The sequence below is a fragment of the Nocardioides guangzhouensis genome, assembly GCF_004519545.1.
In the GTDB taxonomy this organism is placed as follows: Bacteria; Actinomycetota; Actinomycetes; order Propionibacteriales; family Nocardioidaceae; genus Nocardioides; species Nocardioides guangzhouensis.
The window spans coordinates 1-26,153 of record NZ_SDKM01000049.1 but is presented as its reverse complement, the minus strand read 5'-3'; the positions used below and the strand labels follow the sequence as shown (position 1 = coordinate 26,153).

Annotated in this window: 22 protein-coding genes and 1 pseudogene; 10 read left to right on the top strand and 13 right to left on the bottom strand. The window is 73.0% G+C overall.

Going from position 1 to position 26,153, the window contains the following annotated elements:
• A partial coding sequence (locus tag EKO23_RS22060; RefSeq protein WP_134720642.1) for a sigma-70 family RNA polymerase sigma factor occupies positions 1-391 on the top strand: 391 nt, incomplete at its 5' end.
• A gap of 441 nt (positions 392-832) precedes the next feature.
• Here the strand turns inward: EKO23_RS22060 and EKO23_RS22055 are convergent.
• Positions 833-1,156, bottom strand: a complete 324-nt coding sequence (locus tag EKO23_RS22055) for a GYD domain-containing protein (protein ID WP_134720641.1) — start codon at positions 1,154-1,156, stop codon at positions 833-835.
• Positions 1,157-1,352: 196 nt separating this feature from the next.
• Between EKO23_RS22055 and EKO23_RS22050 the strand changes: the two genes are divergently transcribed.
• From EKO23_RS22050 to EKO23_RS22040, 3 genes are all read left to right on the top strand, one after another.
• Positions 1,353-2,747, top strand: coding sequence for an NAD-dependent succinate-semialdehyde dehydrogenase (locus EKO23_RS22050; RefSeq protein ID WP_134720640.1), 1,395 nt, complete (start codon positions 1,353-1,355; stop codon positions 2,745-2,747).
• A 108-nt stretch (positions 2,748-2,855) separates the two neighbouring features.
• Complete coding sequence (locus EKO23_RS22045) at positions 2,856-3,764, top strand: ABC transporter ATP-binding protein (protein WP_134720639.1); 909 nt, start codon at positions 2,856-2,858, stop codon at positions 3,762-3,764.
• Positions 3,761-5,359, top strand: coding sequence for an ABC transporter permease (locus EKO23_RS22040; protein WP_134720638.1), 1,599 nt, complete (start codon positions 3,761-3,763; stop codon positions 5,357-5,359). Before EKO23_RS22045 ends, EKO23_RS22040 begins: the two co-directional genes overlap by 4 nt.
• A 7-nt stretch (positions 5,360-5,366) precedes the next feature.
• Here the strand turns inward: EKO23_RS22040 and EKO23_RS22035 are convergent, their stop codons facing one another.
• The gene (locus EKO23_RS22035; RefSeq protein WP_167880596.1) at positions 5,367-6,422 is read right to left on the bottom strand and encodes a histone deacetylase family protein; all 1,056 of its coding nucleotides are present in this window, start codon (positions 6,420-6,422) and stop codon (positions 5,367-5,369) included.
• Between the two features lie 48 nt (positions 6,423-6,470).
• On the opposite strand from EKO23_RS22035, the gene EKO23_RS22030 reads away from it, so the two are divergent.
• Genes EKO23_RS22030 through EKO23_RS22020 form a run of 3 tightly spaced genes read left to right on the top strand, consistent with a single transcriptional unit; the run spans position 6,471 to position 10,059 of the window.
• Entirely contained in the window at positions 6,471-7,523 is a 1,053-nt protein-coding gene (locus EKO23_RS22030) for a P1 family peptidase (RefSeq protein ID WP_134720636.1), read from the top strand.
• Positions 7,520-9,466: a CocE/NonD family hydrolase gene (locus tag EKO23_RS22025; RefSeq protein ID WP_134720635.1), complete on the top strand. Its 1,947-nt coding sequence runs from the start codon at positions 7,520-7,522 to the stop codon at positions 9,464-9,466. Before EKO23_RS22030 ends, EKO23_RS22025 begins: the two co-directional genes overlap by 4 nt.
• Positions 9,467-9,498: 32 nt before the next feature.
• Entirely contained in the window at positions 9,499-10,059 is a 561-nt protein-coding gene (locus EKO23_RS22020; protein WP_134720634.1) for a TOPRIM nucleotidyl transferase/hydrolase domain-containing protein, read from the top strand.
• A 103-nt stretch (positions 10,060-10,162) separates the two neighbouring features.
• Here EKO23_RS22020 and EKO23_RS22015 read toward each other — a convergent pair whose 3' ends face one another.
• Genes EKO23_RS22015 through EKO23_RS21985 form a run of 7 tightly spaced genes read right to left on the bottom strand, consistent with a single transcriptional unit; the run spans position 10,163 to position 18,459 of the window.
• A complete protein-coding gene (locus EKO23_RS22015) occupies positions 10,163-11,311 on the bottom strand; it encodes an FAD-dependent oxidoreductase (RefSeq protein ID WP_134720633.1) in 1,149 nt (382 codons plus the stop codon).
• Positions 11,304-12,482 (bottom strand): aromatic ring-hydroxylating oxygenase subunit alpha, encoded by a 1,179-nt coding sequence (locus EKO23_RS22010; protein WP_217702754.1) that lies wholly within the window; start codon positions 12,480-12,482, stop codon positions 11,304-11,306. Before EKO23_RS22010 ends, EKO23_RS22015 begins: the two co-directional genes overlap by 8 nt.
• The gene (locus EKO23_RS22005; protein WP_246051240.1) at positions 12,479-13,492 is read right to left on the bottom strand and encodes an ABC transporter ATP-binding protein; all 1,014 of its coding nucleotides are present in this window, start codon (positions 13,490-13,492) and stop codon (positions 12,479-12,481) included. Before EKO23_RS22005 ends, EKO23_RS22010 begins: the two co-directional genes overlap by 4 nt.
• Positions 13,489-14,454: an ABC transporter ATP-binding protein gene (locus EKO23_RS22000; RefSeq protein WP_134720632.1), complete on the bottom strand. Its 966-nt coding sequence runs from the start codon at positions 14,452-14,454 to the stop codon at positions 13,489-13,491. Before EKO23_RS22000 ends, EKO23_RS22005 begins: the two co-directional genes overlap by 4 nt.
• A complete protein-coding gene (locus EKO23_RS21995; RefSeq protein WP_134720631.1) occupies positions 14,454-15,395 on the bottom strand; it encodes an ABC transporter permease in 942 nt (313 codons plus the stop codon). Before EKO23_RS21995 ends, EKO23_RS22000 begins: the two co-directional genes overlap by 1 nt.
• On the bottom strand, positions 15,392-16,432 hold the full coding sequence (locus EKO23_RS21990; protein WP_134720630.1) for an ABC transporter permease: 1,041 nt from the start codon (positions 16,430-16,432) through the stop codon (positions 15,392-15,394). The genes EKO23_RS21995 and EKO23_RS21990 overlap by 4 nt, the downstream gene beginning before the upstream one ends.
• Positions 16,429-18,459 (bottom strand): ABC transporter substrate-binding protein, encoded by a 2,031-nt coding sequence (locus tag EKO23_RS21985; protein ID WP_246051239.1) that lies wholly within the window; start codon positions 18,457-18,459, stop codon positions 16,429-16,431. Before EKO23_RS21985 ends, EKO23_RS21990 begins: the two co-directional genes overlap by 4 nt.
• Here EKO23_RS21985 and EKO23_RS21980 point away from each other — a divergent pair.
• From EKO23_RS21980 to EKO23_RS21970, 3 genes are all read left to right on the top strand, one after another.
• Complete coding sequence (locus EKO23_RS21980) at positions 18,358-20,508, top strand: prolyl oligopeptidase family serine peptidase (protein ID WP_246051238.1); 2,151 nt, start codon at positions 18,358-18,360, stop codon at positions 20,506-20,508. The two genes, EKO23_RS21985 and EKO23_RS21980, sit on opposite strands and share 102 nt — an antisense overlap.
• A complete protein-coding gene (locus EKO23_RS21975) occupies positions 20,505-21,839 on the top strand; it encodes a M20/M25/M40 family metallo-hydrolase (RefSeq protein WP_134720627.1) in 1,335 nt (444 codons plus the stop codon). The genes EKO23_RS21980 and EKO23_RS21975 overlap by 4 nt, the downstream gene beginning before the upstream one ends.
• A gap of 194 nt (positions 21,840-22,033) precedes the next feature.
• Entirely contained in the window at positions 22,034-22,834 is an 801-nt protein-coding gene (locus EKO23_RS21970) for a class I SAM-dependent DNA methyltransferase (RefSeq protein ID WP_134720626.1), read from the top strand.
• 29 nt (positions 22,835-22,863) lie between these two features.
• Here the strand turns inward: EKO23_RS21970 and EKO23_RS21965 are convergent, their stop codons facing one another.
• The 4 genes and pseudogenes from EKO23_RS21965 to narY form a co-directional block, all read right to left on the bottom strand.
• Positions 22,864-24,087, bottom strand: coding sequence for an MFS transporter (locus EKO23_RS21965; RefSeq protein WP_134720625.1), 1,224 nt, complete (start codon positions 24,085-24,087; stop codon positions 22,864-22,866).
• A 31-nt stretch (positions 24,088-24,118) separates the two neighbouring features.
• Positions 24,119-24,862, bottom strand: a complete 744-nt coding sequence (gene narI, locus EKO23_RS21960) for a respiratory nitrate reductase subunit gamma (protein ID WP_134720624.1) — start codon at positions 24,860-24,862, stop codon at positions 24,119-24,121.
• 22 nt (positions 24,863-24,884) lie between these two features.
• Complete coding sequence (narJ, locus tag EKO23_RS21955) at positions 24,885-25,529, bottom strand: nitrate reductase molybdenum cofactor assembly chaperone (RefSeq protein WP_134720623.1); 645 nt, start codon at positions 25,527-25,529, stop codon at positions 24,885-24,887.
• A pseudogene (gene narY / locus EKO23_RS21950) lies at positions 25,526-26,153 on the bottom strand (nitrate reductase subunit beta); the annotation flags it as partial. The pseudogene narY and the gene narJ, both read right to left, overlap by 4 nt.

The following is a 26,153-nucleotide window of genomic DNA, read 5'->3' as shown; positions in this document are numbered from 1 at the left end:
GCTCTCCCAAGACCTCGGCCGCGAACCCAACGGCCAGGAGCTCGCCGAGGAGCTCGACGTCACCCCCCACGAGGTCGCCGACGCCGGCTCCGCCTACGGGTCCTTCTCCCCCACCTCCCTCGACCAACCCGTCAACGCCGACGGCGCCTCCCACCTCTCCGACCTCCTCCCCGACGACGACACCGACGCCCACGCCAGCGAAGCCCGGCTCCTGCTCGCCCCCGCCCTCCGCAAGCTCAGCGACCGCGACCGCCGCATCCTCTACCTGCGCTACTGCGAGGACCGCACCCAGCAAGAGATCGGCGACGACATCGGCGTCACCCAGATGCAGGTCTCCCGCACCCTCACCCGCATCCTCCGCGACCTCCGCACCGACCTGGACGACGGCTGACGGTGGCCACTAACGCCGGAAGCCGGTCAGGGGCCGGTGCCGGGACCACCGTCGGGAGTGAGGCGCAGCCGGGCCAGGACGTCAATCAGGACCGGACCGTGCCGCTGGTGCGGCATCGAGTCGCCGAGCTTCGCGACGTGGTCGCGGGCTCGGACCTCGCCCGCCTGGTCAGCCGCGTGGCCGGGGGCGACCCGACGAAGGATGCGGACGGCGAGCGCCCCGGATCAGCAGGGTCAGCACCCACTGGCTGAGGCTGCGCAGGTCGAGCACCATGTGACTTCCTCCTCGGACGCGTGCGTCGTCAGGTACCCGTTCCGGCCCGGTCAATTCCGCGTCGAGCCGGTGGTCTGGTCGTCCGGACCGTCCGCGCGGGTGAGGGTGATGACAGGGTGAAGCCCCGGATCCACCCGGACCCGGGGCAACGTGTCGTACCGTCGCGGGCTACGTCCCGGGCGGGGCGTAGTTCACGGCCACCTCCATCGCCTTGTCGACATCGGACGGCGACAGCAGGACCACGGTCTCGTAGCTGCTGACCGCCCCCGAGGTGCCGACAGCCGCGGCCATCGCGATCGCTGCGGTGTGGTCCGGCACCTCGGCGATGACGTAGACGTCGTCGCCGCCGAACGCGAAGTAGAACGACTCGAGCGATCCACCGACGCCCGCGAGCGCCGTCTCCACGGCCTTCACACGCGCCGTCCCGCCACCCTTCATGACACCCTTCAGTCCGTCCACCGAGTACGACACCTTGAGCAGGTACTTGGCCATCTGGGCCTCCTCTTGGTCGGAGACCTCCATCGAAGGACCGCCGGAGAAGATGGGTCAATGACTCCTGCGGGCTGGTCTGACGCGCCCGTTCGGGATGGCCCGGCCGGACATCCGATGCGTCACCGGGCGATGCGCGGACGCCGCTCTTCGGGCAGAGTGAGAGCCGACCCGAGGGAACCACGAGAAAGGCGCACCGATGACCGTCCAGACGACCACCACGCCGACGTACCAGGTGACCGACCCGGCCACCGGCGAGGTGATGGAGACCTTCCCGTTCGCGACCGACGAGGAGGTCGAGCAGGCGCTCGCCGACGCGAGCACGGCGTTCGCCACGTGGAAGGCGACGCCCATCGAGGAGCGGGCGGCGATCGTCAAGCGGGTCGCCGACCTGTTCGCCGAGCGCGCCGAGGAGCTCGGCGTGATCATCCTGGAGGAGATGGGCAAGCGGCTGTCGTCGGGCAGCGGTGAGGCCGAGTTCTGCAAGGACATCTTCGACTACTACGCGGACCAGGGGCCGGCGCTGCTCGCGTCGACCGACCTCCCCGGCCACGAGGGCAAGGCGAAGATCCAGCGGCTGCCGATCGGGCCGGTGCTGGGGATCATGCCGTGGAACTACCCCTACTACCAGGTGGCCCGGTTCGTCGGCCCGAACCTGGTGGCCGGCAACCCGGTGCTGCTCAAGCACGCCGAGAACTGCCCACGCTCCGCCGCCGCGATCGCGAAGATCATGGACGACGCGGGTGTCCCGAAGGGCGTCTACACCAACCTCTACGCCACCCACGAGCAGGTGGCCTCGATGATCGCGGACCCGCGGGTGCGCGCGGTCTCGCTCACCGGCTCGGAGCGGGCCGGTACGGCGGTCGCCGAGGCGGCGGGCCGCAACCTCAAGAAGGTGGTGCTCGAGCTCGGCGGCTCGGACCCCTACATCATCCTCGACACCGACGACGTCGAGACCGCCGTCGACACCGCGTGGGCGACCCGGATGGAGAACATGGGGCAGGCCTGCAACTCCAACAAGCGGATGATCGTGATGGACCGCGTGTACGACGACTTCGTGGCGTCGCTGGTGAAACGGGCCGGGGAGATGGTCCCGCGGAAGGGTCAGGACGACGGGGACGCGGCGTACAGCCCGATGGCGTCGCGGAAGGCAGCCGAGGGGCTGCGCGCCCAGGTCCAGGACGCGGTCGACAAGGGCGCCGTGCTGCACGTGGGCGGCGAGCTCGCCGACGGCGCGGGCGCGTTCTACAGCCCGGCCGTGCTCACCGGCGTGACGCCGGAGATGCGTGCCTACCGGGAGGAGCTGTTCGGGCCGGTCGCGGTGGTCTACAAGGTCTCCAGCGACCAGGAGGCGGTCGAGCTCGCCAACGTCGTCGACTACGGCCTCGGCGGCGCCGTCTTCAGCGGCGACGAGGACCGCGCCCGCGCGGTGGCGGAGCAGCTGGACGTCGGCATGGCCAACGTCAACACCCCGGCCGGCGAGGGCGCCGACGTGCCCTTCGGCGGCACCAAGCGCTCCGGCTTCGGGCGGGAGCTGGGGCCGCTCGGCATCGACGAGTTCCTCAACAAGCGGCTCTTCTACGTCGAGCGCTGAGCCAACCGGGAGGCCCGTCCCCGTCAGCTGCGGACGGGCCTTCCGGTCCTCCAGGGACGGGACGAACGGACCGGCCCGGACGGGACGGGTCGCGCGTACGTTGGCAGCATGGGCGAGCGTGCGATCACCGTCGAGGGCCTGGTCAAGACCTTCGGGAGCACCCGGGCGCTGGACGGCCTCGACCTGCGCGCGGAGCGCGGCGAGGTGCACGGCTTCCTCGGGCCGAACGGCGCCGGCAAGTCGACCACCCTCCGGGCGCTGCTCGGGCTGATCCGGGTCGACGCCGGCGTCGCGTCCATCTTCGGCATGGACCCGTGGCGCGACGCCGTACCGCTGCACCGCCGGATCGCCTACGTGCCCGGCGACGTCGCGCTGTGGCCCAACCTGAGCGGCGGCGAGACCGTCGACCTCCTGCTGCGGATGCGCGGCGCGGACCCACGGATCTCCCGGCGGGCGGAGCTGGTCGAGCGGTTCCGGCTCGACCCCACGAAGCGCGGACGTGCCTACTCCAAGGGCAACCGCCAGAAGGTCGCCCTGGTGGCGGCCTTCGCGGCACCCGTCGAGCTGCTGGCGCTGGACGAGCCGACCACCGGCCTGGACCCGCTGATGGAGCAGGTGTTCAACGAGTGCGTCGCCGAGAAGGTGGCCGAGGGCGCCACGATCCTGCTCTCCAGCCACATCCTGAGCGAGGTCGAGCGGCTCGCGGACCGGGTCACCATCATCCGCGACGGCCGGGCGGTCGAGACCGGGTCGCTGGAGGAGCTGCGGCACCTGCGGCGGACCCGGGTCCGCGCCCAGCTCCCCGGACCGGTCCCCGACCTCGCCACGGTTCCCGGCGTGCACAACCTCGCGGTGGAGGGCGACACCCTCACGTGCACGGTGGAGCCCGACGCCATGCTCACCGTGCTGCAGGCACTGACCGCGGCGGGCGTCCGCTCGCTGAGCAGCACCCCGCCGACCCTCGAGGAGCTCTTCCTCGACGTCTACCGCACCTCACCGGACGGAGTGCGGCGATGACGGTCGCGGTCGCCCTGCACCCGGGAGGGTCCGGTACGGCGCTCCTGGTGCGGCTGGCCGCGCGGCGCGACCGCGTGCTCGTGCCGGTGTGGCTCGCCGTGCTCGTCCTGGTCTGCTTCGCCTCGGCGGCGTCGACCACCAGCCTCTACACCACCGAGGCCGAACGCGTGGACGCTGCGAAGGCGATCAACGCCAGCCCGGGGATCGTGGCGCTCTACGGACCGATCCTCGACGTGCACAGCACCGGCGAGCTGGCGATGACGAAGCTGACCGTGACCTACGCCGTCCTGGTCGCGGTGATGCTGCTGTTCGTCGTACGCCGCCACACCCGCGGCGACGAGGAGAACGGCCAGGCGGAGCTCGTGGGCGCCACCGCGGTCTCGGCTGGCGCACCGCTCGACGCGGCGGTGGTGTTCGGCGGTGCCGTCTCCCTGCTGCTGGGCGTGCTGGTGGCCCTGGCCAACGTCGCCGGCGGGCTGCCGCTCGCCGGGTCCGTCGCGTTCGGGGCGTCGTGGGCAGGCACCGGCCTGGTGGCCACCGGCCTGACCGCGCTGGCCTGCCAGGTCTCGGCCAGCGCCCGCTCGTGCGCCGCCCTCGCCGCGGCCGGGATCGGCGCGCTGTTCGTGCTGCGCGCGGTCGGGGACACCACCGACGCCCCGTGGCTGAGCTGGCTGTCGCCGTTCGGCTGGAACACGCGACTGCGCGCGTACGGCGACACCCGCTGGTGGGTGCTCCTCCTCCACCTCGGGCTCACGGCACTGCTGGTCGCCGGTGCGCAGGCGCTCCGGCGGCACCGCGACCTCGGCTCCGGGGTCGTCCAGCCCCGCCCGGGTCCGGCGACGGGCTCGCCGCGGCTCGCGGACGCGATCACCCTGAGCCTGCGCCTGCACGCGCCGATGACCGTGGTCTGGACACTGGCGGTCGCCCTGTGCGGCCTCGTGTTCGGGGCGATCGCGCCGAGCTTCGACGCGTTCGACTCCCCCGCGATCCGCGACATGCTGGAGCGGGTCGGCGGCGCGGGCGCCTTCCGCGACACGTTGCTGAGCGCCGTGGTCTCGGTCCTCGCCGTGGTGGTGACCTGCTTCGGCGTGGCGGTCGTGGGGCACGCCGGGAACGACGAGCACGACGGCCGCACGGAGGAGGTCCTCGCGACGGCGACGTCCCGCTCGCGGACGTTCCTGGCCGCGGGCATCGTGGCGGTCGGCGGCGCGACCTGGCTGCTCCTCGTCACCGGGGTCGGCCTGGCGGTCGGGGTGGGGAACGACACGGACCACTCGTTCGCGGGGCTGGTCGCCTCGCCGCTGTCCCAGGCGCCGGCCGTGTGGGTGGTGGTGGCCGGCGCCCTGGCGCTCTTCGCCTGGCGCAGCCAGTGGGCGCTGCTCGGCTGGGGACTGGTGGTCGTCAGCGTCACCCTCGACACGGTCGCCGAGCTGCTCGGTCTCCCGGACTGGGTCCTCGAGCTGTCGCCGTACCACCACGCGCCGATGATGCCGCTGGCGTCCTTCGACCCGGACCCGGCGCTCGTCCTGACCCTGCTTGCCGCGGTCCTGGCGACGGCTGGCTGGCTGGTCTACCGGGGACGCGACATCGGCTGAGCGCCGCTCAGGGGTCCGCGTGGCCGGCCAGGAAGGCGGCGACCAGTCCACCCATCGTGGCCAGGTGGTAGCCGCCTTCCTGCACGAGCACGGACGGGAGCCCGAGGCCGCCGAGCTCGCGGCCGGCCTCCCGGAACCCCTCGGCCGTGACCTGGAGCGGGCTCTCGGGGTCGTCGCCGGCGGCGTCCACGCCGAGCGAGACCACCAGGGCGGTGCACCCGGCGTCGGCCACCCAGTCGGCCAGGTCGGCCACCGCCTCCACCCAGGGCCCGTCACCGGTCCCCTCGGCCAGCGGCAGGTTGCGGGTGGCGCCGGCCCCGGCGCCGGAGCCGGTCTCGCCGGCGTGGCCGAACAGGTGCGGGAACCACCCGGCGGCCGGGTCGACGTGCAGGGAGCCGTAGAGCACGTCGGGTCGCTCCCAGAAGACGGCCTGGGTCCCGTTGCCGTGGTGGGCGTCGACGTCCACGACCGCCACCCGCTCGTGTCCCGCGTCCCGCAGCGCCTCGGCGGCCACGGCCGCGTTGTTGAGGTAGCACGAACCGCCGTAACCGAGGGGGGTGACGTGGTGCCCGGGCGGCCGGCACAGCGCGTACGCCGACGGGGCACCCGCCGCGAGCAGGTCGACCGCGGTCAGCGCGACGTCGACGGCGGCCCGGGCCGCCTGCCAGGTGCCGGGCCCGAGCAGCGTCATCGTGTCGTAGCAGAACTGCCCCGCCCGCGCGTGCAGAGCCGCCGGCGGCGACGGCTCCATCCCGGCGAGCAGCGCCGCGGTCGGGAAGAAGTAGGGCACCACCCGGTCCTGCCCAACCAGCTCCTCGTACGGCGCCGCGGCCCACTTATCGGCCGCCGTGCGGAGGAACCCGAGCAGGGCGCCGTCGTGGATCCGCTCGAGCACCGTGTCGTCGTGGGGTGCCGCCTCCTGGAGCGGGTGCCCGGCCAGCGCGTCGAGGATGACGTCCACCCGTTCGGGGACCTCGGTGCCCGGGGTCGGCACGCCGACCCAGACCTCGTGACGGGGCAGGTGACGTCGCGTCTCGGGCGACCAGACCACGGGCGTGAGCACGGCGCCAGCATCCCACCCCGACCGGCCGACCTCCGGCAGGATGAGCCCATGCCACGCGCACGTGACCTGGGGATCGAGATCGGGGCGCTGCCCACCGGACCGACCAACTCGGTGCTGGACGTGGCCGGGGTCGGGCTCGGCCATGCCACCGTCCACCGCGACGACCCGCTCGTGGCCCGCACCGGGGTCAGCTGCCTGGTGCTCGCGGAGGACGCGTACCTCCGGCCGGTGCCCGCCGGCGGCGCGGTGCTCAACGGCGCCGGCGAGTGCACCGGGTTCCTCACCGCGACCGAGTGGGCGGCGGCGGAGACGCCGGTGTACCTCACCTCGACCCTCCAGCTCGGGCGCGTGTACGACGCCGCCTGCGAGATCGCCCTCGACGCCCACCCCGAGGTCGCCACCGAGGTGGTGATCCCGGTCGTCGGCGAGTGTGACGACTCCTGGCTCAACGACTGCCGCCGGATGCACGTCACCACCCTCGACGTGCGCACCGCCCACGCGGCGGCCCTCGCGTCCCGGGGCGGCGCGACCCCGCCCGGGGAAGGGGCGGTCGGGGCCGGGACCGGGATGTCCTGCCTCGGCTTCAAGGGCGGCATCGGCACCGCCTCCCGAACGACGGACGACGGTCACACCGTGGCGGTGCTGCTGCTGACCAACTTCGGCGTCCGCGAGCAGCTGACCGTGGCGGGCGTCCCCATCGGCCGGATGCTGCCGCCGGCCCCCGCCGAGCCGCCGACGCCGGCCGGCTCCTGCATCGGGCTGGTGGTCACCGACGCACCGGTGGACGGCGCCTCGTGTGCTCGCCTGGCCCGGCGGATCGGCCTCGGCCTGGGCCGGGCCGGCTCGGTCGCCCACCACGGCAGTGGCGAGATCTTCCTCGGCTTCGGCACGGGGCTGCGGCTCGACCGCGACCAGCGACCGGACGGCGTACCGCTGACCGGACGAGGGCTCGACCCGCTGTTCCCGGCGGTGGTCGAGGCCGCCGAGGAGGCGGTCCTGAACTCCATGCTCACCGCGGCCACCACGGTCGGCCGGGACGGCAACATGAGCGAGTCGCTGCACTCCCCCGAGGTGCTCGCCCTGCTGCGAGCGGGACGATGACCGCCCGCGAGGTGGGGATCCCGGTCCGGGACGGGGTCACGCTGGCGGCCACGCTCTACCTGCCCGACCCGGCCGCCGGGCCGCAACCGTGCCTGCTCGAGGCGCTGCCGTACCGCAAGGACGACCTCACCTCGTCGTACGCACCCGGCTACGAGGTGCTGCGGGACCGGTTCGGGTTCGCCGTCTGCCGGCTCGACCTCCGGGGCACCGGTTCCTCCTCCGGGGACGCCACCGACGAGTACCCGCCCGAGGAGCAGACGGACCTGGTCGAGGTGGTCGCCTGGCTGGCCGGGCAGGAGTGGTGCAACGGCCGGGTCGGCATGTTCGGGACGTCGTACTCCGGGTTCAACTCGCTGCAGGTCGCCTGCGAGGACGCCCCGGAGCTCGGTGCGGTGTTCGCGATCTACGCCAGTGACGACCGGTGGACCGACGACGTGCACTGGCGGGGGGCGGCGCTCAAGCTGGTCGACCTGGTCGACTACTGCCACTACATGACCCCGATGTGCGTGCTGCCGCCGGTGCCCGCGGTCTGGGGCGAGGGCTGGGCCGAGGAGTGGAAGCGCCGCCTCGACACCAACGAGCCGTGGGTGCTGCGGTGGCTGCGCGAGGACCGGCACGGCGCCTACTGGCAGGGCGGGTCGGTGCGGCTCGGGGCCGACGGCGCCGGCTACGAGCGGTTGACGGTCCCGACCATGCTGGTCGCCGGCTGGGCCGACGGCTACCGCAACAACTCCTTCCGGACCGTCGCCGCGCTCGCTGCCCACGACGTTCCGCACCGGTTGCTCGCCGGGCCCTGGGCACACGCCGACCCGCGCACCGCGATGCCCGGCCCGCGGATCGACCTCGACGTCGAGATGGCGGCGTGGTTCGACCGCTGGCTGCGCGACGGGCCCGACGACCGGTCCTACGACTCGCACTGCGACGTCTTCGTCCGCTCCTCCACGCGTCCCGAGCCCGACCTCGACCTGCACGAGGGCCGGTGGGTGCGGCTGCCGTCCGTGCCGCCCACCGGCCCGGCCCTGGTCGACCTCGCCGGTCCGCGTTCCCTGGCCGTGGCGCCCGACACCGGCACGACCGCCTGGATCGACTGCGCCGGCCACCTGCCCTGGGGCCAGTCCGGCGACCAGCGGCTCGACGACGCCCGCTCGCTGACCTGGCACGCGGAGCCGCCGGAGGGCCCGGTGGTCGGCCAGCCGCGCGTGCGGCTGCGGGTCAGCGCGGACGCCCCGACCGCGTCCCTCTCGGTCAAGCTCTGCGACGTCTTCCCCGACGGCACCTCGGCACTGGTCGCCCGGGGCACCGTCGACCTCGCGTTCCGCGACGGCGTCCACGGGGCCCCGGTGCCGCTCGAGCCGGGCCGGGAGTACGACGTCGAGCTCGACCTCGATGCCTGTGCCTACGCCTGGGTCCCCGGCCACCGGTTGCGGGTCAGCGTGGCCGGCTCGGACTGGCCGAACACCGTCGCCCCGCCGGCGCCCGTGACCCTCACCGTGCACGCCGGCGAGGTCGAGCTGCCCGAGCTGGTCGGCGACTTCCCGGCACCCACGTTCACCGCGGGCGCGGAGCACAGCTCGGAGGAGGTCGGCGACACCACCTGGGAGATCCGCGACGACGTGCTGCGCCGCACGACGTACGCCCGCACGCACACGGTCTCGGAGTACGACGCGCCGTACGACGGGCGGGTCCGCGAGGACTACTACGGCGAGGTCTCCGTCGACCGGCGTACCTTCGCCCAGCACGCGCACGCCGTCACCACCTTCGACCTGGCCTGGCCGGAGGCGACGGTGCAGGTGCGCTCGACGATGGACGTGGCGATCACCGGCACCGGGGTGGAGGTGGCGATCGAGACGGTGGCGACCCGCGACGCCGAGGTGGTCTCCACCCGGACCTGGCAGGAGTCGCTGCCGCCCCGGGTGCAGGCCGAGGGGGCCGAAACCCGTTGACCGGCGGACCGGCCACCCACTCTGATGGTCGGGTGTCCACACCCCGCACCGTCGTCCTCGTCGAGGGGCACAGCGACCGGGTGGCCCTGCACACGCTCGCGGTGCGCGGTGGGCGGGACCTCGCCGCCGAGGGCGTCGAGGTGGTGCCGATGGGCGGGATCACCAACACCCGGGCGTTCGCGCAGCGGTACGGGCCGCAGGGGATGGGGCTCCGGCTGGCCGGGCTCTACGACGCCGGCGAGGAGGACAAGGTGCGGCACGGTCTGGCGGCCGCCGGGCTGGGCTTCGCGCTCGAGCCGGACGGCCTGGCGGCGCTGGGCTTCCACCGCTGCTCGGCGGACCTGGAGGACGAGCTGATCCGGGCGCTCGGGATCGACGCCGTCGAGGCGGTCATCGAGGCGGCCGGGGAGCTGCGGTCGCTGCGGCTCCTCGCCCAGATGCCGGCCCAGCAGGGCTGGACCCGCACCCAGCTGGTCCGGCGGTTCCTCGGCTCGAAGTCCGGCCGCAAGGCGCGGTACGCCGGGCTGCTGGTCGACGCTCTCGAGCCGGACCGGGCGCCCGATCCCCTGGCCGCCGTACTGGCCCGCGTCTGACTGCCCGGATACTCCCAAACCTTCGAGGGGTCGGCACCGGTGTGTCGGGCCCTCGAACGTTTGGGACTATCCGGATCTGGCAGCGGGCGGTGGGGGCGGGCAGTCAGACCAGCCAGTGCACGGCGTACGACGGGTCGGTCAGCGCCGGCCGGTCGAGCGCGAACGTCGGCGAGACGGTGTCCCGCTCCCCCGTCGCCAGGTCGGCGAGCAGCCGCCCGAAGGTGGGGGCGAACTTGAACCCGTGCCCGGCGCCGAGGCCGACCACCAGCGACGGGTGCCCGGGCACCCGGTCCATCACGAAGTCCCGGTCGGGGGTCAGGGTGTACTGGCAGCGCAGCGACCGCACCGGCCGGCCGGCTCCGGGCAGCATCCGGCCCACGTGCCCGGCGAGCAGGTCGAGCATCGTGGGGTCGGGGTCGGTGCCCCGGGCGTCGGGGTCGACCGCCGGGCCGCCGCAGTCCTGGGCCGCCTTGACGGTCGGCTCGCCGTAGCAGGGGAAGCCGTAGAAGGACGGCTCGTCCATCCAGATCCACAGCGGCATCCGCTCCGGGGCGAAGTCCTCCGGCCGTTCGGGCGCGAAGTACGTCGCCTGCTCCAGCGTGACGGTGAGGGGCAGGTCGATGCCGAGCGGCGCCAGCAGCCGGTCGGTCCACGCGTCCGCGCACAGCACCACGCCGCCCGCGGCGTACGTCGTGCCGTCGGCCAGCGTGACCGAGGTGCCGGTGACGGCGGTGACCTCGGCGTGGTCCCGGAGCACCGCACCGTGCCGGCGCGCGAGGTCCTGGAGGACCGCGGTGCCCGGTCCGGCCGGCACGATCGCCCCGCGCCGCTGGTAGAGGCCCACGGTGCCGGCGGGCAGCGCGAACTGCGGCCACCGCTCGCCGATCGCGTCCACGTCGAGCAGGTCGAAGTCGATGCCGACCTCGGTCAGGGAGTCGGTGTAGTCGACCATCGGGATCGCCGGGTCGGCCGGGAACAGGTCGAGTCCGCCGACCACGGTGACCAGCTCGCGGCCGGCCGCGGACGACAGCCGCGCCCAGTCGTCGTACGCGTCCCGGGTGAGCCGGACGTACTCCGGTGTGTGGTAGCTGTGCCGCAGGATCCGGCTGGTGTCGTGGCTGGCACCGCGGTGGTGGCCGAGCTCGAACCGCTCCAGCCCCAGCACCGAGTGCCGCCGGCGGGCCAGCTGGTGCGCGGTCGCCGAGCCGAGGGCGCCGAGGCCGACGACGACGAAGTCGTGGCGCTCAGTCATCGGAGGACTCCGGTGGTCGAGGTGCGACGGCGCCCTGCACCTGAGCCTCGAAACCACCGGCCTCGCCGTCCAACCTGGGCAGCAGCCACCGGCGGATGTCGGCGGAGTCGTCCTCCATCGGCGCGAACCAGCCGTGCGTGTAGGACCGCGACGACATGCCGCGCTGCACGGACTCGCAGATCGCCCAGTCCTGCTTGTTGACCAGGTCCCACAGGTCGCCGGCGTCCGACGGGTCGAAGCCGGGATCGGCCACCGCAGACGAATGGAACAGCAGCAGGCACTCGATCCGGGTGCGGTCGACCGACTGCGGCAGCAGCACGAACGCCGCCACGTGGTCGGCCGACGCCGACAGCATCAGGTTGGGGTGCACGAGCTCGCCCTTGTGCCGGGTCTGCTCGGCCTCGTCGAGCGCCGGCAGCGGAGCCCGGGTGGTGGTGCCGGTCATCGTGAACGTCCAGGCGCCCTCGCGGTGTGGCACCCCGTTGTCCCAGTCGATGTCCGTGCCGCCGGCCCCGAACGCCGGCACCAGCCGGGTGAGCTCGGGGTGCACCGGCCCGCAGTGGTAGCACTCGTTGTAGTTCTCGGCGACGACCTTGTAGTTGGCCGCCACCTCGTAGGTGAAGCGCAGCCCGCTGACCAGGTCCCCCATCGCGTAGTTCGCGAGGGTCAGCGTCGGCCGCGCCACCGCCTCCGCGAGCGTCGTCGCCGGGGTGCCCAGGTGCACGAACACGAAGCCGGCCCATTCGTCCACTGCCACGGGCTTCAGCGCGAACGCCGGGCGGTCGGTCTCCTCGAGGTCGGCGTGCGGGGCGCGCAGCAGCGAGCCGTCGAGCCCGTAGGTCCAGGAGTGGTAGGGGCAGCGCAGCGAGCCGGCCGCCGCGCAGGTCGGCTCGGCGCCGGGCTCGGCCATGAACAGCTGGGAGCCCCGGTGCCGGCAGACGTTGTACGCCGCGTGCAGGGCGCCCTGCTCGTCGCTGGTGACCAGCACCGACTCGCCGACCACGTCCACCACCGCGACCCGGCGCGGCTCGTGGAGCCCGAGGTCGGACAGGCGCCCGACGCAGAACCACTCGCCGTACAGCACCCGGTCCCGCTCGACGGCGAAGGTCGCGGGGTCGACGTACATCTCACGCGGGAGCGCGGCCTCCAGGCCGCCCGACCCGCTGGTCACTGCCCGTCCCTGGCCGGGATCCGGGCCGCCACCAGGTGGCAGGCGACGTTGTGGCCGCGGTGGTCGGGGAGCACCGCGAGCGGGGTGCGCCGGCAGTCGTCGTCGACGCCTGCCTCGGCGGCCTCTCCGGACGCGAGCGCCGGGCAGCGCGGGTGGAACCGGCAGCCGGCCGGGATCCGGGTCGGGTCGGGGATCTCGCCCTCGAGCACGACCGCCTCCAGCCCCTCCATCTCCGGGACCACCGAGAGCAGGGCCCGCGTGTACGGGTGCTGGGGGTCGGCGAGCACGTCCTCGGTCGGCCCGGCCTCGACGATCCGGCCGAGGTACATCACCGCGGTGCGGTCCGCGATGTTCCAGGCCAGGCCGAGGTCGTGGGTGACCACGAGGACGCCGAGCCCGAGGTCGGACCGGAGCTTGAGCAGCAGCGCGAGGATCTCGCCGCGGATCGAGGCGTCCAGGCTCGAGACCGGCTCGTCGGCGATCAGCAGCTCCGGCCGCAGCGCGAGGGCACCGGCGATGAGGACCCGCTGCCGCTGCCCGCCGGAGAGCTCGTGGGGGTAGCGCAGGAACAGCCGCTCCGGCGGCCGCAGCCCGGCACTGGCGAGCGCGTCCGCGACCTGCCTCTCCTCGGAGCGGCCGTCGGGGTCGCGGGTGGAGAGGCCGTGCAGGCGCAGCCCCTCGGCGACCGAGTCGTAGACCGTCTGCCGGGGGTTCAGCGCTCCCGCCGGGTCCTGCAGCACCATCTGCACCCGTCGCCGGAACGGCTTCAGGTCGCGGGGACGTCGGCCCAGCGGGGTGCCGTCGAGGAGCACGTCGCCGCTGTCGGGCTGCTGCAGGCCGACCAGCACGCGGGCCAGGGTGGTCTTGCCCGACCCGGACTCCCCCACCAGCGCCACGACCTCTCCGGCACCGACCCGCAGGTCGGCCCCGTCGAGGGCCCGGGCCACCTCACCGCCCCGGGTGACGAAGTCGACACGGACGCCGCGCGCCTGGAGCAGCAGCCCGGTCACGACGCCACCCGGATGCAGGCGGCCGACCGGTCCGCACCGAAGGACCGGAGCTCGGGCACTGCCCGGGTGCACTCCTCGATCGCGCGCGGGCACCGCGGGGCGAACGCGCAGCCCGGGGGCAGCTGGGCTGGGTCGGGCGGGTCACCGGGGAGCCCCGAGGGCGCGAACCGGGCGCGCGGGTCCCCCACCCGCGGGAACGCCGCGGACAGCGCACCGGCGTACGGGTGCAGGGCGCCCCCGAAGACCCCCTCGGCCGGGCCGGTCTCGACCACGCGACCGCCGTACATGACCACGATCCGGTCGCACAGGTCGGCCAGCACGGACAGGTCGTGACTGATCATCAGCATGCCGACCCCCAGCTCGTGCACCAGAGCCGAGAGTACGTCCAGCACCTGGGCCTGCACCATCACGTCCAGCGCGGTGGTCGGCTCGTCCGCCACGATCAGTCGGGGGCGACAGGCCAGCGCCATCGCGATCATCACGCGCTGGCGCTGCCCTCCTGAGAGCTGGTGCGGGTAGGCGCGGGCGCGCGTGGGCGGAAGGCCGACCTGCTCCAGCAGCTCGCCGACCCGCGCCTCCACCTCGCGGTCCGGGGTCTCCGGGCTGTGCACCCGGATCGGCTCCGCGATCTGGTCGCCGATCCGCCGGACGGGGTTCAGCGAGTGCAGCGCGCCCTGGAACACCATCGAGGCCCCCGCCCAGCGCAGGGCACGCAGGTCACCCCAGCTCATGGTCAGGACGTCCTCGCCCTCGAAGAGCACCTGCCCGGTGACCGTCGCGCTCGGGGGCTGGAGCCGCAGGATCGTGCTGGCCAGGGTGGACTTGCCGCAGCCCGACTCCCCGGCGAGCCCCACGATCTCGCCCCTGGAGAGGGCCAGGTCGACCCCGCGGACCGCGGGTACGTCGCCACCCTCGGTGCGGTAGGTCACCGAGACGTCGCGCATGGTGAGCAGGTCGGGCATCAGCGGTCCTTCAGGCGGGGGTTCAGGACTTCCTCGAGCGCCTGGCCGATCAGGGTGAAGGCGAGCACGACCAGGACCACGCACACGCCGGGCGGCACGATGAACCACCAGGCCCCGGTCGTGATCGCGCCCACCGCGAACGCGTCGTCCAGCATCGACCCCCAGGAGACCCTGGTCGGGTCCCCGAGACCGAGGAAGCTCAGCGTCGTCTCGGTCAGGATCGCGATCGCCACCGTCAGAGTCGTGTTGGCGAACACCATGGGCATCAGATTGGGGAGCACGTGCCTGCTCATCTGGTGCCAGCGTCCGGCACCGAGCACCCGGGCCCGCTCGAGGTACGGCCGCTCCTTGATCGACAGCGTCTGGCTGCGGATCAGTAGCGCCGTGCTGGGCCACGACGTCACGCCGATCACGATGATGATGTTCAGCAGCGACCGCCCCAGCACCGTCGCCAGCACGATCGCGAACGGCAGGAACGGAATGGCGAGGAACCACTCGGTGACCCGGAACAGCGCCCCCCCGGCCCAGCCGCCGAAGTAGCCAGACGTCAGCCCGACCAGCGTGCCGATGACCATCGAGATGAGGGTCGCGGCGAGACCGACGAACAGCGAGATCCGGGCACCCCAGATCAGCAGGGTGAGCACCGAGCGGCCCTGGTCGTCGGTGCCCAGCCAGTACTCCGAGGACGGCGGCTCCAGCACGCCGCCGGTCGCCTTGGTGACGTCGAGACCCTCCGGCGAGGCGAGCAGGGGTGCGGCGATCGCGACGAGCACGAAGCTCGCCAGGATGGCCAGGCCGAGCAGGCCCGAGCGGTTGCCCCGGAAGATGCGCCAGTTGCGGCCGAGCGCGTCGCGGCGCCGGCGGCGCGCCAGCTGCCGGGCTGACAACGTGGCCGGCGGGCGGAGCGCCCCGCCGCCCCCGTCGCCCCCGGCGGCGCTCACGTGCGCACCCGCGGGTCGAGGATGCCGTACAGCAGGTTGGCGGCGAGGTTGGCGAGGATCACGCCAGCTGCCGCGACCAGGAAGGTGCCCTGCAGCACCCAGTAGTCCGGCACCTCGAGCGCCTCGACCCCGAGCAGGCCCAGCCCCGGGATGGAGAACACGGTCTCGACCGTGATCGCCCCGGAGACGATGAAGCCCATGCTCAGCGCGATCACCGTCGTGGTCGGCAGCAGCGCGTTGGGAACGGCGTGCCGGTTGCGGACCACGATGTCGCGCAGGCCCTTGGCGCGGGCCGTGGTCAGGTAGTCCTCACCGAGCTCGTCGAGCAGGGAGCTGCGCATGATCAGCGCGTAGTCGGCCAGGTAGGCCAGCGTCAACGTGATCACCGGCAGGGTCAGGTGCCACGCCGTGTCCAGGACCCCGGCGAGGGAGCTGGGATCGACGTCGGTCGAGTGCAGCCCGCCCGTCGGGAAGATCCCGGGGATCGGGCCCCAGCCGACCGCGAAGACCGCGATGAGCAGGAGCCCCAGCCACCACTCCGGCATGGAGTAGAGGGTGAGGGACGCACCCGTCGACGCCTTGTCGAAGGTCGAGCCGCGGTTCCAGGCACCCCGGATGCCGAGCCACACCCCGATCACGGTGGCAAGGATCGTGGAGGTGCCGACGAGCAGCAGCGTCGGCCACATCCGGTCCAGGAGGAGGTCGGACACCGGGACCCGGTACTTCAGGGAGATACCGAGGTCACCGGAGAAGGTGTTCTGCAGGTAGGTGAGGAACTGCCGCGGCAGCGACTCGTTCAGCCCGTAGGTGCGGTTGAACTCCTCGATCTGCTCGGGGTTGGTGAACCGCCCCCGTCCCAGGGTGCGCGCCGGGTCGCCCGGCAGCACCCGGAACAGGAAGAAGCTCACCACCAGCATGAACAGCAGGCTCCCGACCGCCCCGGCCACCTTGGACAGGACATAGCGTCCGTAGCCCCGCCGCCGGGGCCGCGGCTCCGCGCTGTCGACCGCGGTGGTGGGGGTGGTCGCCAGGCTCACTCGCGCTCACCGACGGTGGCCCGGCGGCGCAGCATCACCACTCCCCCGACGCCGATCAGGACGACGGCGGCCGCACCGACGCCGATCCAGAATCCGTTGCTCGCACCGCTGTCCTCGGCTGCCGACGTCGGTTTCAGGGCGCTCTCCACCCCGTCGCAGTCGCCGGCCTGGCTGGCCGGGCGGACCGAGGAGTAGTTGTGCCCGCCGTACTGCACGAGCCACACGCCACCCGGGTCGGGCTGCGACTGGAAGCAGGCGAACTTGTCGGTCCGCACGGCCTCACCGATGGCGGTGTACGCCGTGACCAGGTACGGCGAGTCCTCGAACAGGATCCGCTGCATCTCCTTGACCTGGTCCTCACGCGCGGCCTGGTCCATCTCGTTGTGCTGCTGCTCGTAGAGCGCGTCGTAGCGGTCGTTGCAGTACCACGAGTCGGACCAGCCGCCGCGCTGGTCGCAGGTCATGTTGCTGAGCATCGAGTCCGGGTCGGGCTCGACGTACCAGTTCCACTGGAAGGCGTCGAAGTTGCCGTCCAGGATGATCTCGGTGAGCCGGTTCGACTCGAAGGCCTGCACCTCGGCCTTGATGCCGAGGTCGGCCAGCCACTCCTTGAAGTACTCCATCGTGTTGACGGAGGCGTCGAGAGAGGCGTCGGTGCGGGCCGCGAGGCGCAGGGTGCCGATGGGCTTGCCGTCCGGCATCGTGCGCAGCCCGTCGGAGCCCTTCTTGTAGCCGGCCTCGTCGAGCAGCTGACCGGCCTTCTCGAGGTCGAAGGTGAAGGCCTCGTCCCCGGGTTCCCAGCGGTAGTCGGGGTAGGCCGGCGGGATGATCGTGTCGCCGGGCAGCGCAGCGCCCTGGTAGACCTTGCGCACGATCTGGTCGAGGTCGAGCGCGTAGCCGAGAGCGTGCCGGAACTTGGGGTCGAGCACCGCCGGGTTCGGGTCCCCGATCGGCTTCCCGGTCTCGGTGTCGACGGACCCCGAGTTGAACGCGATCTCGTCGAAGCTGGGCGACTCGCCGTTCTGCGCGGTGATCCCCTCCTCGTCCTTCAGCGCCTTGACCTGCAGCGGCGAGATGTCCTCGGCGAAGTCGATCTCACCCTTGATCAGCGCCTGCACCATCGTGTCCTCGTTCTTGAAGACCCGGATCACGACCTCGTCGACGTGGGGCGGTCCCGCCCAGTAGTTCTTGTTGGCCACGAACCGGTAGGTCGATCCGCCCGCCGTGCCCTCGGCGAGCTGGAACGGGCCCGACCCGACGACCGGCTGCCCGTCCGTCGGCTCCGCGGGGTAGGTCTTCACCTGCTTCTCGCTGACGTCCTTCCAGACGTGCTCCGGGATGATCGGGATCGGCAGCAGCGGCAGGACGGCGTTCGGCTTGCCGACGGTCAGCACGACGTGGGTCGCGTCCGGGGCGGTGACCTTGGTGACGCCCTTGAGGTAGGAGCTCCACGTCACGGCCTCGGGACCGCCGTCGAGGACGCGGTTGTAGGTGTAGGCGATGTCACGTGCCGTGAGCGGCTTGCCGTCCGACCACGTCACGTCGTCGCGGATGTCGAAGGTCCACGTCAGCCCGTCGTCCGACGTGGTCCACTCCTTGGCCAGTGCGGGCGCCGGGGACATGTCCTCCATGGCGTAGCCGACCATGAAGTCGTAGGTCAGGGCCCACGCCTCGTACGACGTCGCCTCGATGCCCAGGAACGGGCTGAAGGAGTCGACCTCGTTGATCATGCCGACGGTGAACGTGGTCTTGTCGGCGGCGGCGGCGGGTGCCGTCGCACCGCCCCCCAATCCGACTGCCGGGGTGAGGCACGCCAGCAGCAGCGCACCAGCGCCGGCGAGCCGTGCTGCAGTACGTTGCGAGCCGTGACGCCGACCCAGCCGCCGAGCGCGGCCCGCGAGCCCTTCGAGCACACCGAGCACGGGGTGTCCCGTCCGGACCCCTACCACTGGATGTCGGCGGGCGGTGCCGGCCTCCTGGGGCACCTCGGGGCCGAGCGGGCCTTCTACGACTCTGCGTGTGCTCATCTGCACTCCCTGGTCTCGACCCTGCGGTCGGAGATGGTCGCGCGGCTCCCCCGGGCCGACACGTCGCCGCGGTGGCGCCGTTCGAGGTTTTCCTACTACACGAGGGCCGCGAGCGGGAGTGACTACGCCGATGTTCTTAGGGAAATCCATGGCAATGAGACCGATTTGCAACAGAAACCGCCACATCGAACCGCAAATCACGACGGAATCGGCGGTACCCAGGTGGTCCTCGACGTCGCCGCCCTCGCGGGCGACTCGACGTACTTCGAGCTCGGGGTGACCCTGGTCAGCCCGGACGAGGACCTGCTGGCCTGGTCGGCGGACCGGACCGGCGAGGAGGTCTACGAGCTCCGGTTCCGCGACCTGCGCACCGGGGCCGACCTCGACGAGGTGGTGCCGCGCAGCTATTACGGCGGTGCCTGGAGCGCCGACTCGGTGTTCTTCTTCTACACCGTCCACGACCGGGCCTACCGGCCGCACCAGGTCTGGCGGCACCGGGTCGGCACGCCCGTGGCCGACGACGTGCTGGTCCTGGAGGAGCCGGACGAGCGGTTCGCTCTCACCGTCCGCACCGCCCGCAGCGGCGAGGTCGTGCTGGTCACCTCCGAGAGCCGCGACACCGGCGAGGTGTGGGCGGTCGACGCCCGGGACCCGGAGTCGGTGCCGCGGTCGGTGGGCGGGCGCCGGGCGGGCGTGGTCTACCGTGCCGAGCACCTGCGCGGCGGCCCGCTGCTGCTGGTCACCAACGACGACGCGGTCGAGTTCCGGCTGGTCTCGGCACCGGTCCCGGACGCCGACCAGGACCACACCGTCTGGCGGACCGTCCGGCCCGAGGACCCGGCCGAGCGCCTCGAGCGGGTGGACGCCTTCGCGGGCCACCTGGTCCTGAGCCTGCGGACGGAGGCGGAGCACCGGCTCCGGCTGGTGCCCGCCGACGACCCGGCCGGCGAGGGGCTGGTCCTGCGCACCCGGTTCCCGGGCGGCGCCGTGCGGCTGGCCCGCAACACGTCGTACGACGTCGACGCGGTCACCGTGGTCGACCACGCGCACGTCCAGCCCGCGGTGTGGTCCGACGTCGACCTGGCCACCGGCACGCCCACCGAGGTGCACCGCCAGGAGGCCCCGGGCCACGACCCGGCGCGCTACCTGACCTCTCGCGTCGACGTGCCCTCCGCGGGCGGCGTGTCGGTCCCGGTCACCGTGGTCCGGCACCGCGACACCCCGCTCGACGGCACCGCGCCGCTGCTGCTCTACGGGTACGGCGCCTACGAGGCCACCTTCGAGCCGGACTGGGACCCGGCCCTGCCGAGCCTGCTCGCCCGCGGCGTGGTCTTCGCCCACGCTCATGTGCGGGGCGGGGGCGAGGGCGGACGCCGCTGGTGGCTCGACGGCCGGCTCGTGCACAAGCAGCACTCGTTCACCGACTTCGCCGCGGTCGCCGACGCGCTGGCCGGCCGGTACGTCGACGGGGCCAGGATCGCGTCCCGAGGCCTCTCGGCCGGCGGACTGCTCCAGGGCGCGGTGTTCAGCCAGCGGCCCGACCGCTGGCGTGCGGTGGTGGCCGAGGTGCCGTTCGTCGACGTCGTGACCACCATGTTCGACGCGAGCATCCCGTTGACGATCACCGAGCGGGACGAGTGGGGCGACCCACGACGCCGGGCAGACTTCGACTGGATGCTGGCGTACAGCCCGTACGACAACCCGCCGCCGGCCGGCTCCCGTCCCGACCTGCTGGTCACCGGCGCCGTGCACGACCCCCGCGTGATGGTGCACGAGCCGGCCAAGTGGGTGGCCCGGCTGCGCGAGACCGACCCCGCGTGGTCGCCCCGCTGCCTCTTCCGGGTGGAGACCGGGGCGGGGGCCCACACCGGCCCGTCCGGGCGGTTCGGACACCTCGCCTACGAGGCCGAGGTCTACGCCTGGCTGCTCGACCGGCTCGTCGACCCGTCCCGCGACCAGTCCTCCGACCCGTCCCGCGACCCGTCCTCCGACCCGTCCTCCGCCCCGTCCTCCGACCAGCGCGCCGACCAGCCGGGGGCGCGGGCATGACCCCGCTGCACGCCGAGGTGCTCGAGGTCACCCGGGCCCTGATCCGGTTCGACACCAGCAACGCACCCGAGACCGCGCTCGGCCGGCCCCCGGGCGACGAGACGGGCCCCGCGTCGTACCTCCGCGACCTGCTCGCCGACGCCGGGGTCGACTGCGAGCTGGTCGCCCGTGACCCGCGCCGGGCGAACCTGGTGGCCCGGATCCCCGGGTCGGACCCGTCCGCGCCGTCCCTGGCGTTCGTCGGGCACCTCGACGTGGTCCCGGCCGACCCGCGCGACTGGACCCACCCGCCGTTCGCGGCGGTGGTGGACGAGGGTGGCTGGCTGTGGGGCCGCGGGGCGGTCGACATGAAGAACGAGGTCGCGGCCCGGGCCGTGGCGCTGGCCCACCTGGCCCGGTCCGGCTTCCGTCCACGAGGGGACCTGTGGCTGATCGCTGTCGCCGACGAGGAGGACGGCATGGCCGACGTCGGCATGCGCTGGCTGCTCGATGCGCGCCCCGACATCCGGCCCGACCAGGTCCTCAACGAGGGCGGCGGGGAGCGGCTGCCGCTGCGCGACGGACGCGTGGTGCAGACCGTCGGCATCGGCGAGAAGGGCACGTTCCCGGCTCGGGTGGTGGCGCTCGGCGAGGCCGGGCACGCCTCCACGCCGGACGTCGGCGACAACGCGGTCCCGCTGCTCGGCGAGCTGCTCCGCCGGGTCGGCCGCGGCATGCCGCGGTACACCCCCTCGCCCCTCGTGGACCGCACCCTCGAGGTGCTGCTCGACCGCCCGGTCACCGACTTCGCCGCCGACGTGGTGCAGGCGGCGGCGCTGCACCCGGTGCTCGCCCACACCCTGCCCGCCCTGGCCGGGACCACGATGGCGCCCACGCTGCTGAGCGGGTCCCCGAAGCGCAACGTGATGCCCGCCCGGGCCGCCTTCGAGCTCGACTGCCGGATCCTGCCCGGCACCACGGAGGCCGACGTCGAGCGCGAGGTCCGGGCCCGGCTCGGGTCGGACGTCGCCTACGAGCTCGAGTGGCCGGAGGTGCTGGTCGCCGGGAGCGCGTCGGACCCGTCCTCGACGCTGATGGACGCGATGGCACGCGTGCTGGCCGCCTCGGGGGACGACGCCACCCTGCTCCCGATGCTGTGCACCGGCTTCACGGACTCGGTCTACCTCCGTGAGGCGGGCACCCCGACGGCGTACGGCTTCAACCCGTTCCGGTCCACGTCCGCCGAGGTCCTCGCCGCCGGCTTCCACAACGCCGACGAGCGGGTCCACGTCGACGACCTGCTGCTGTCGGTGGAGTTCCACGTGGCGCTGGCCCGCGACCTGCTGGGGTAGACCGGTCCGGACGCACAGGCGGCCGCTCGATGCGTGAACGAGCGGCCGTCTGGTGTGCCCCCGACCCTGCCCCGCTCGGGCGGGAGGAGACAGGGACCAAGGTCCCGAACCCGACCGGGACAATGGCCCGTTCGGGCCACACCCGTCCGAAAACCGGTCGACGTGCCCGCCGGGGGTCCGGCAGGGTCGGAACCGTGACGAGCAGCGAGGTCTGGGACGAGGAGACGGCAGCGCGGTACGACGACGCGTCAGCGGAGAGGTCCACGCCGGAGGTGCTCGACCCCACGGTCGACCTCCTGGCCCGGCTCGCCGGCGACGGCCCGGCGCTGGAGCTGGCGATCGGCACCGGACGGGTGGGCATCCCGCTGCTGCGCCGTGGCGTGCCGGTCACCGGGATCGAGCTGTCGGCGCCGATGGTGGCCCAGCTCCGGCGCAAGGTGGACGAGGCCACGCTCCCGGTGGCGGTCGGTGACATGGCCACCACCCGCGTGGACGGTGAGTTCACGCTGGTCTACCTGGTCTGGAACAGCATCTCGAACCTGCGCACCCAGGACGAGCAGGTCGCCTGCTTCCAGAACGCGGCCCGGCACCTCGCCCCGGGCGGTCGGTTCGTGATCGAGCTCTGGGTGCCGCCGCTGCGCCGGCTTCCCCCCGGGCAGCTCGCCGCGCCGTTCGACGTCAGCGACGGCCACCTCGGCTTCGACACCTTCGACCTGGTCAGCCAGGCCTGCACCTCCCACCACTACACCCGCGAGCCCGACGGGTCCGTCCACCACGGCGCCGGGAGCTTCCGCTACATCTGGCCCTCCGAGTGCGACCTGATGGCCCGGCTCGCCGGTCTCGAGCTGGAGCAGCGCGTGGCCGACTGGGACGGCAGTCCGTTCACCAGCGACAGCGAAGGTCACGTCTCGGTCTGGCGCAAGCCCCTGTCCGCTACGCGCAAGGTCATCCACTCGGGTCGTCCCGACAGTCGTCCCGACGACCACGTCGCATGACGTCCGCAGACGGGACGGTCTCCGATGTCCTAGCCGGCCGGCGCCTCGCGGGTCGTGCGCTCCTTGATCCCGAGGAAGGTGAACGCCAGCGCACCGGCCGCGACCACGGCCAGCAGGGTCAGGCCCACGCCGTACCCCGGCAGCAGCCACTCGTACGTCGCACCCATGACCAGCGGCGGGAAGAAGCCGCCGAGGCCGCCCGCTGCGCCGACGATGCCGGTGACGCTGCCGACCTGGGCCGGCGGGGCCAGCCGGGCCACCCAGGCGAACACGCCGCCGGTGCCGAGGCCGAGGAAGGCCGCCAGCACCACGAACGACGCCCCGGCGGGCACCTCGAGCGGCGGCTGGAACGACACCACGAGCGCCATCACAGCGGTGCCGGCCAGTGACGTGGCGACCACGTTCCGCGGCCCGACCCGGTCGGACAGCGTGCCGCCGATCGGGCGGGCCACCACCGCGGCCACCGCGAAGCCCGCGGTGCGGGTGCCGGCGGCGGTCAGGTCGAAGTCGTAGATGTCCTTGAGGTAGGTCGGGAGGTACGTCGAGAAGGCGACGAACCCGCCGAAGGCGACGGCGTAGAGGAACGCCATCTGCCAGGTGACCGCGAGCTTCGACGCGGCCGCGAGCTTGGGCACGACCGACTCCGTGCTCGGCGACCAGGCCGGCGAGTTGCGCATGGCGAACCAGCACAGCACGGCCACGCCGACCAGCGCCGCGGCGATCAGGACGTGGGTCTGGGTGTACCCGATCCACTTGACCAGGCGCGGGGTGAAGAACGCCGACAGCGCGGTGCCGCCCATGCCGGCCCCGAAGACGCCGGTGGCGAAGCCCCGCCGGGACTTCTCGTACCACGCGTTCACGAACGGGATGCCGACCGCGAAGGTGGTGCCGGCGATGCCGAGGAAGAAACCGAACACCAGCAGCAGCCCGTACGAGCCGCGGTTCCCGGCGACCGCGACCAGCACCACGAACGGCGAGGCGATCACCATCAGCACCGGGAACATCAGCCGCCCGCCGAACCGGTCGGTCAGCGCGCCGGCCACGATCCGGCCGAGCGAGCCCACGAGCACGGGCGTGGCCACCAGCAACGACTTCTGCCCGTTGCTGAGGCCGAGCTGCTCGGTGTAGCGCACCCCGAGCGGCGCGATGATGTTCCAGGCCCAGAAGCTGATCGCGAACGCGAGTGTGGCCAGCGCCAGGTTGCGGGTCTGCCCCCGCAGGTCGACCTGCGCCGCCGGTGTCGATGCCTCCATGGTTCCTCCCGTGTCTCTCGCAGCGCCCTGCTCAGCGGTCCCGGTCGGCCGTGCCGACGCCGCCCCAACCGCTGCGGACCGGCCGGTTGCCGGTGGTCGCACGGTCGCGGCTGCGGTAGACGATGTAGGGCCGGAACAGGTAGTGGAACGGCGCCGTGAACGCGTGTACCAGCCGGGTGAACGGCCAGATCGCGAACAGCAGCATCCCGATCAGCGTGTGCACGTGGAACTGGACCGGCGCCTCCGCCATCGACTCCACGTCGGGCTGCAGGACGAACAGCGACCGAAACCACGGCGACACGGACTCGCGGTAGTCGTGCGCGTCGTGGCCGGCCCCGACGCTGACCAGCGTGGTCCAGAGGCCGAGCACGATCGCCGCCACCAGCACGACGTACATCGCCTTGTCGTTGCGGGTGGTGGCCATGAACACCGGACCGGTGCGCCGGCGGCGGTAGACCAGGATCAGGATGCCGACCAGCGTGCAGACCCCGGCCAGGCCACCGAACAGCAGCGCGTTGAAGTGATACATCCCCTCGCTGACCCCGACCGCCTCGGTCCACGACTCCGGGATCACCAGTCCGCCGAGGTGGCCGACCAGCACCAGCAGGATGCCGAAGTGGAACAGCGGCGACCCGATCCGCAGCAGCCGCGACTCGTAGAGCTGCGAGGAACGCGTGGTCCAGCCGAACTTGTCGTAGCGGTAGCGCCAGACCGTGCCGCCGATGAGCAGCACCAGCATCAGGTAGGGCAGCACGCCCCAGAGCACGGTGTTCAACGGCGGCCTCCGTCCACGGTGTTCATCCCCGCCCCCCGTCCCCGGCCAGTGGCAGCAGCCGCGGGTCGAACGGCTCCAGCCCGACCTGCTCGGTGGGCGGCGGACCGGCCAGCGCCATCGCCGCCGCCCGGTCGGACGGGGACGCCCCGGGCAGGGTGGCGCACACGGCGACCAGCCCGTCGGCGTACGGCGATCCGCGGTCGAGCAGGGCGAGCCGGACCAGCTCGAGGCTGGCGCGGTAGTCCTGCAGCAGCGCGGTGCCAGCGACCGGGTCCGCGACCGCGGCGAACTCCAGCACCATCGGCAGGTGGTCCGGCAGCTCTCCGTGGGTGTCGACGAGGAAGCCACTGGCGCGGTACGCCGCCTTGAAGCGGCCCAGCACCTCGCCGCGCCGGCGGGTGTCTCCGTCGGTCCAGTAGGAGAGGTAGAGCGTGCAGTGCCGGTGCAGGTCGAAGGTGTCGACGTACTCCCGCTGGAGGTCCTCCAGCGGCCGGCTCGTGAGGTGGTCGACCAGCCTCAGCAGGGCCTCGACGGACGGCGACGCCGGCGCCTCGGCCAGCGCGTCCCTCAGCAGGGGCAGCCGATCGACCAGGCCCTGGTCGGGGTAGTCGAGGCACCAGGACGCGACCTGGTGCACGACCCGGTGGTCCGGCGCACGGCGTCTCATGACGCGTCGCCCTTGCGTGGCGGGAACAGGCCGGACGGCCGGCCGTTGCCGTCCCAGTTGAGCAGGTTGACCCGGCCGCGCAGGTCGTCGGTCGACGCCGGCTCGTCCGCGGTCTGGCGGCGGCGCAGCGCCTCGAAGGTCTCGACCGCGACCGGCGCCGGCTGCCCGCTGGCCTCGCCGAACGGCCCGGACTCGTACATCCCCGGGCCCTCGTCGTAGTCCAGCGAGCAGGCGAGCTCCTCGAGCTCGTGGGCCCGCTCGACGTGTGCCGTCGGGATGACGTAGCGCTCGTCGTACTTCGCGATCGCCATCAGGCGGTACATCGCGTACATCGACTCCTCGGTCATCCCGACCGATGCCGGGATCGAGGCGTCCGGCTCGCGGCCGAGCGTCACCCCGCGCATGTAGGCGCGCATCGCGGCCAGCTTGCGCAGCACTCCGGTGACCGTGTCGGTGCGGCCGGCGGTGAACAGCTCGGCGAGGTACTCGACGGGGATCCGCAGCGCGTCGATGGCGCCGAACAGGGTGGCCCGGTCCTCTGCGTCGTGGCCCTGCTCGGCGAGCAGGTCCACCACCGGCGAGAGCGGCGGGACGTACCAGACCATCGGCATCGTGCGGTACTCC

Coding starts and splice junctions, on each gene's coding strand:
- EKO23_RS22055 (WP_134720641.1), bottom strand. CDS start 1,156: ATGGCCAAGTACCTGCTCAAGGTGTCGTACTCGGTGGACGGACTGAAG.
- EKO23_RS22050 (WP_134720640.1), top strand. CDS start 1,353: ATGACCGTCCAGACGACCACCACGCCGACGTACCAGGTGACCGACCCG.
- EKO23_RS22045 (WP_134720639.1), top strand. CDS start 2,856: ATGGGCGAGCGTGCGATCACCGTCGAGGGCCTGGTCAAGACCTTCGGG.
- EKO23_RS22040 (WP_134720638.1), top strand. CDS start 3,761: ATGACGGTCGCGGTCGCCCTGCACCCGGGAGGGTCCGGTACGGCGCTC.
- EKO23_RS22030 (WP_134720636.1), top strand. CDS start 6,471: ATGCCACGCGCACGTGACCTGGGGATCGAGATCGGGGCGCTGCCCACC.
- EKO23_RS22025 (WP_134720635.1), top strand. CDS start 7,520: ATGACCGCCCGCGAGGTGGGGATCCCGGTCCGGGACGGGGTCACGCTG.
- EKO23_RS22015 (WP_134720633.1), bottom strand. CDS start 11,311: ATGACTGAGCGCCACGACTTCGTCGTCGTCGGCCTCGGCGCCCTCGGC.
- EKO23_RS22000 (WP_134720632.1), bottom strand. CDS start 14,454: ATGCCCGACCTGCTCACCATGCGCGACGTCTCGGTGACCTACCGCACC.
- EKO23_RS21985 (WP_246051239.1), bottom strand. CDS start 18,459: ATGAGCACACGCAGAGTCGTAGAAGGCCCGCTCGGCCCCGAGGTGCCC.
- EKO23_RS21975 (WP_134720627.1), top strand. CDS start 20,505: ATGACCCCGCTGCACGCCGAGGTGCTCGAGGTCACCCGGGCCCTGATC.
- EKO23_RS21965 (WP_134720625.1), bottom strand. CDS start 24,087: ATGGAGGCATCGACACCGGCGGCGCAGGTCGACCTGCGGGGGCAGACC.
- narJ (WP_134720623.1), bottom strand. CDS start 25,529: ATGAGACGCCGTGCGCCGGACCACCGGGTCGTGCACCAGGTCGCGTCC.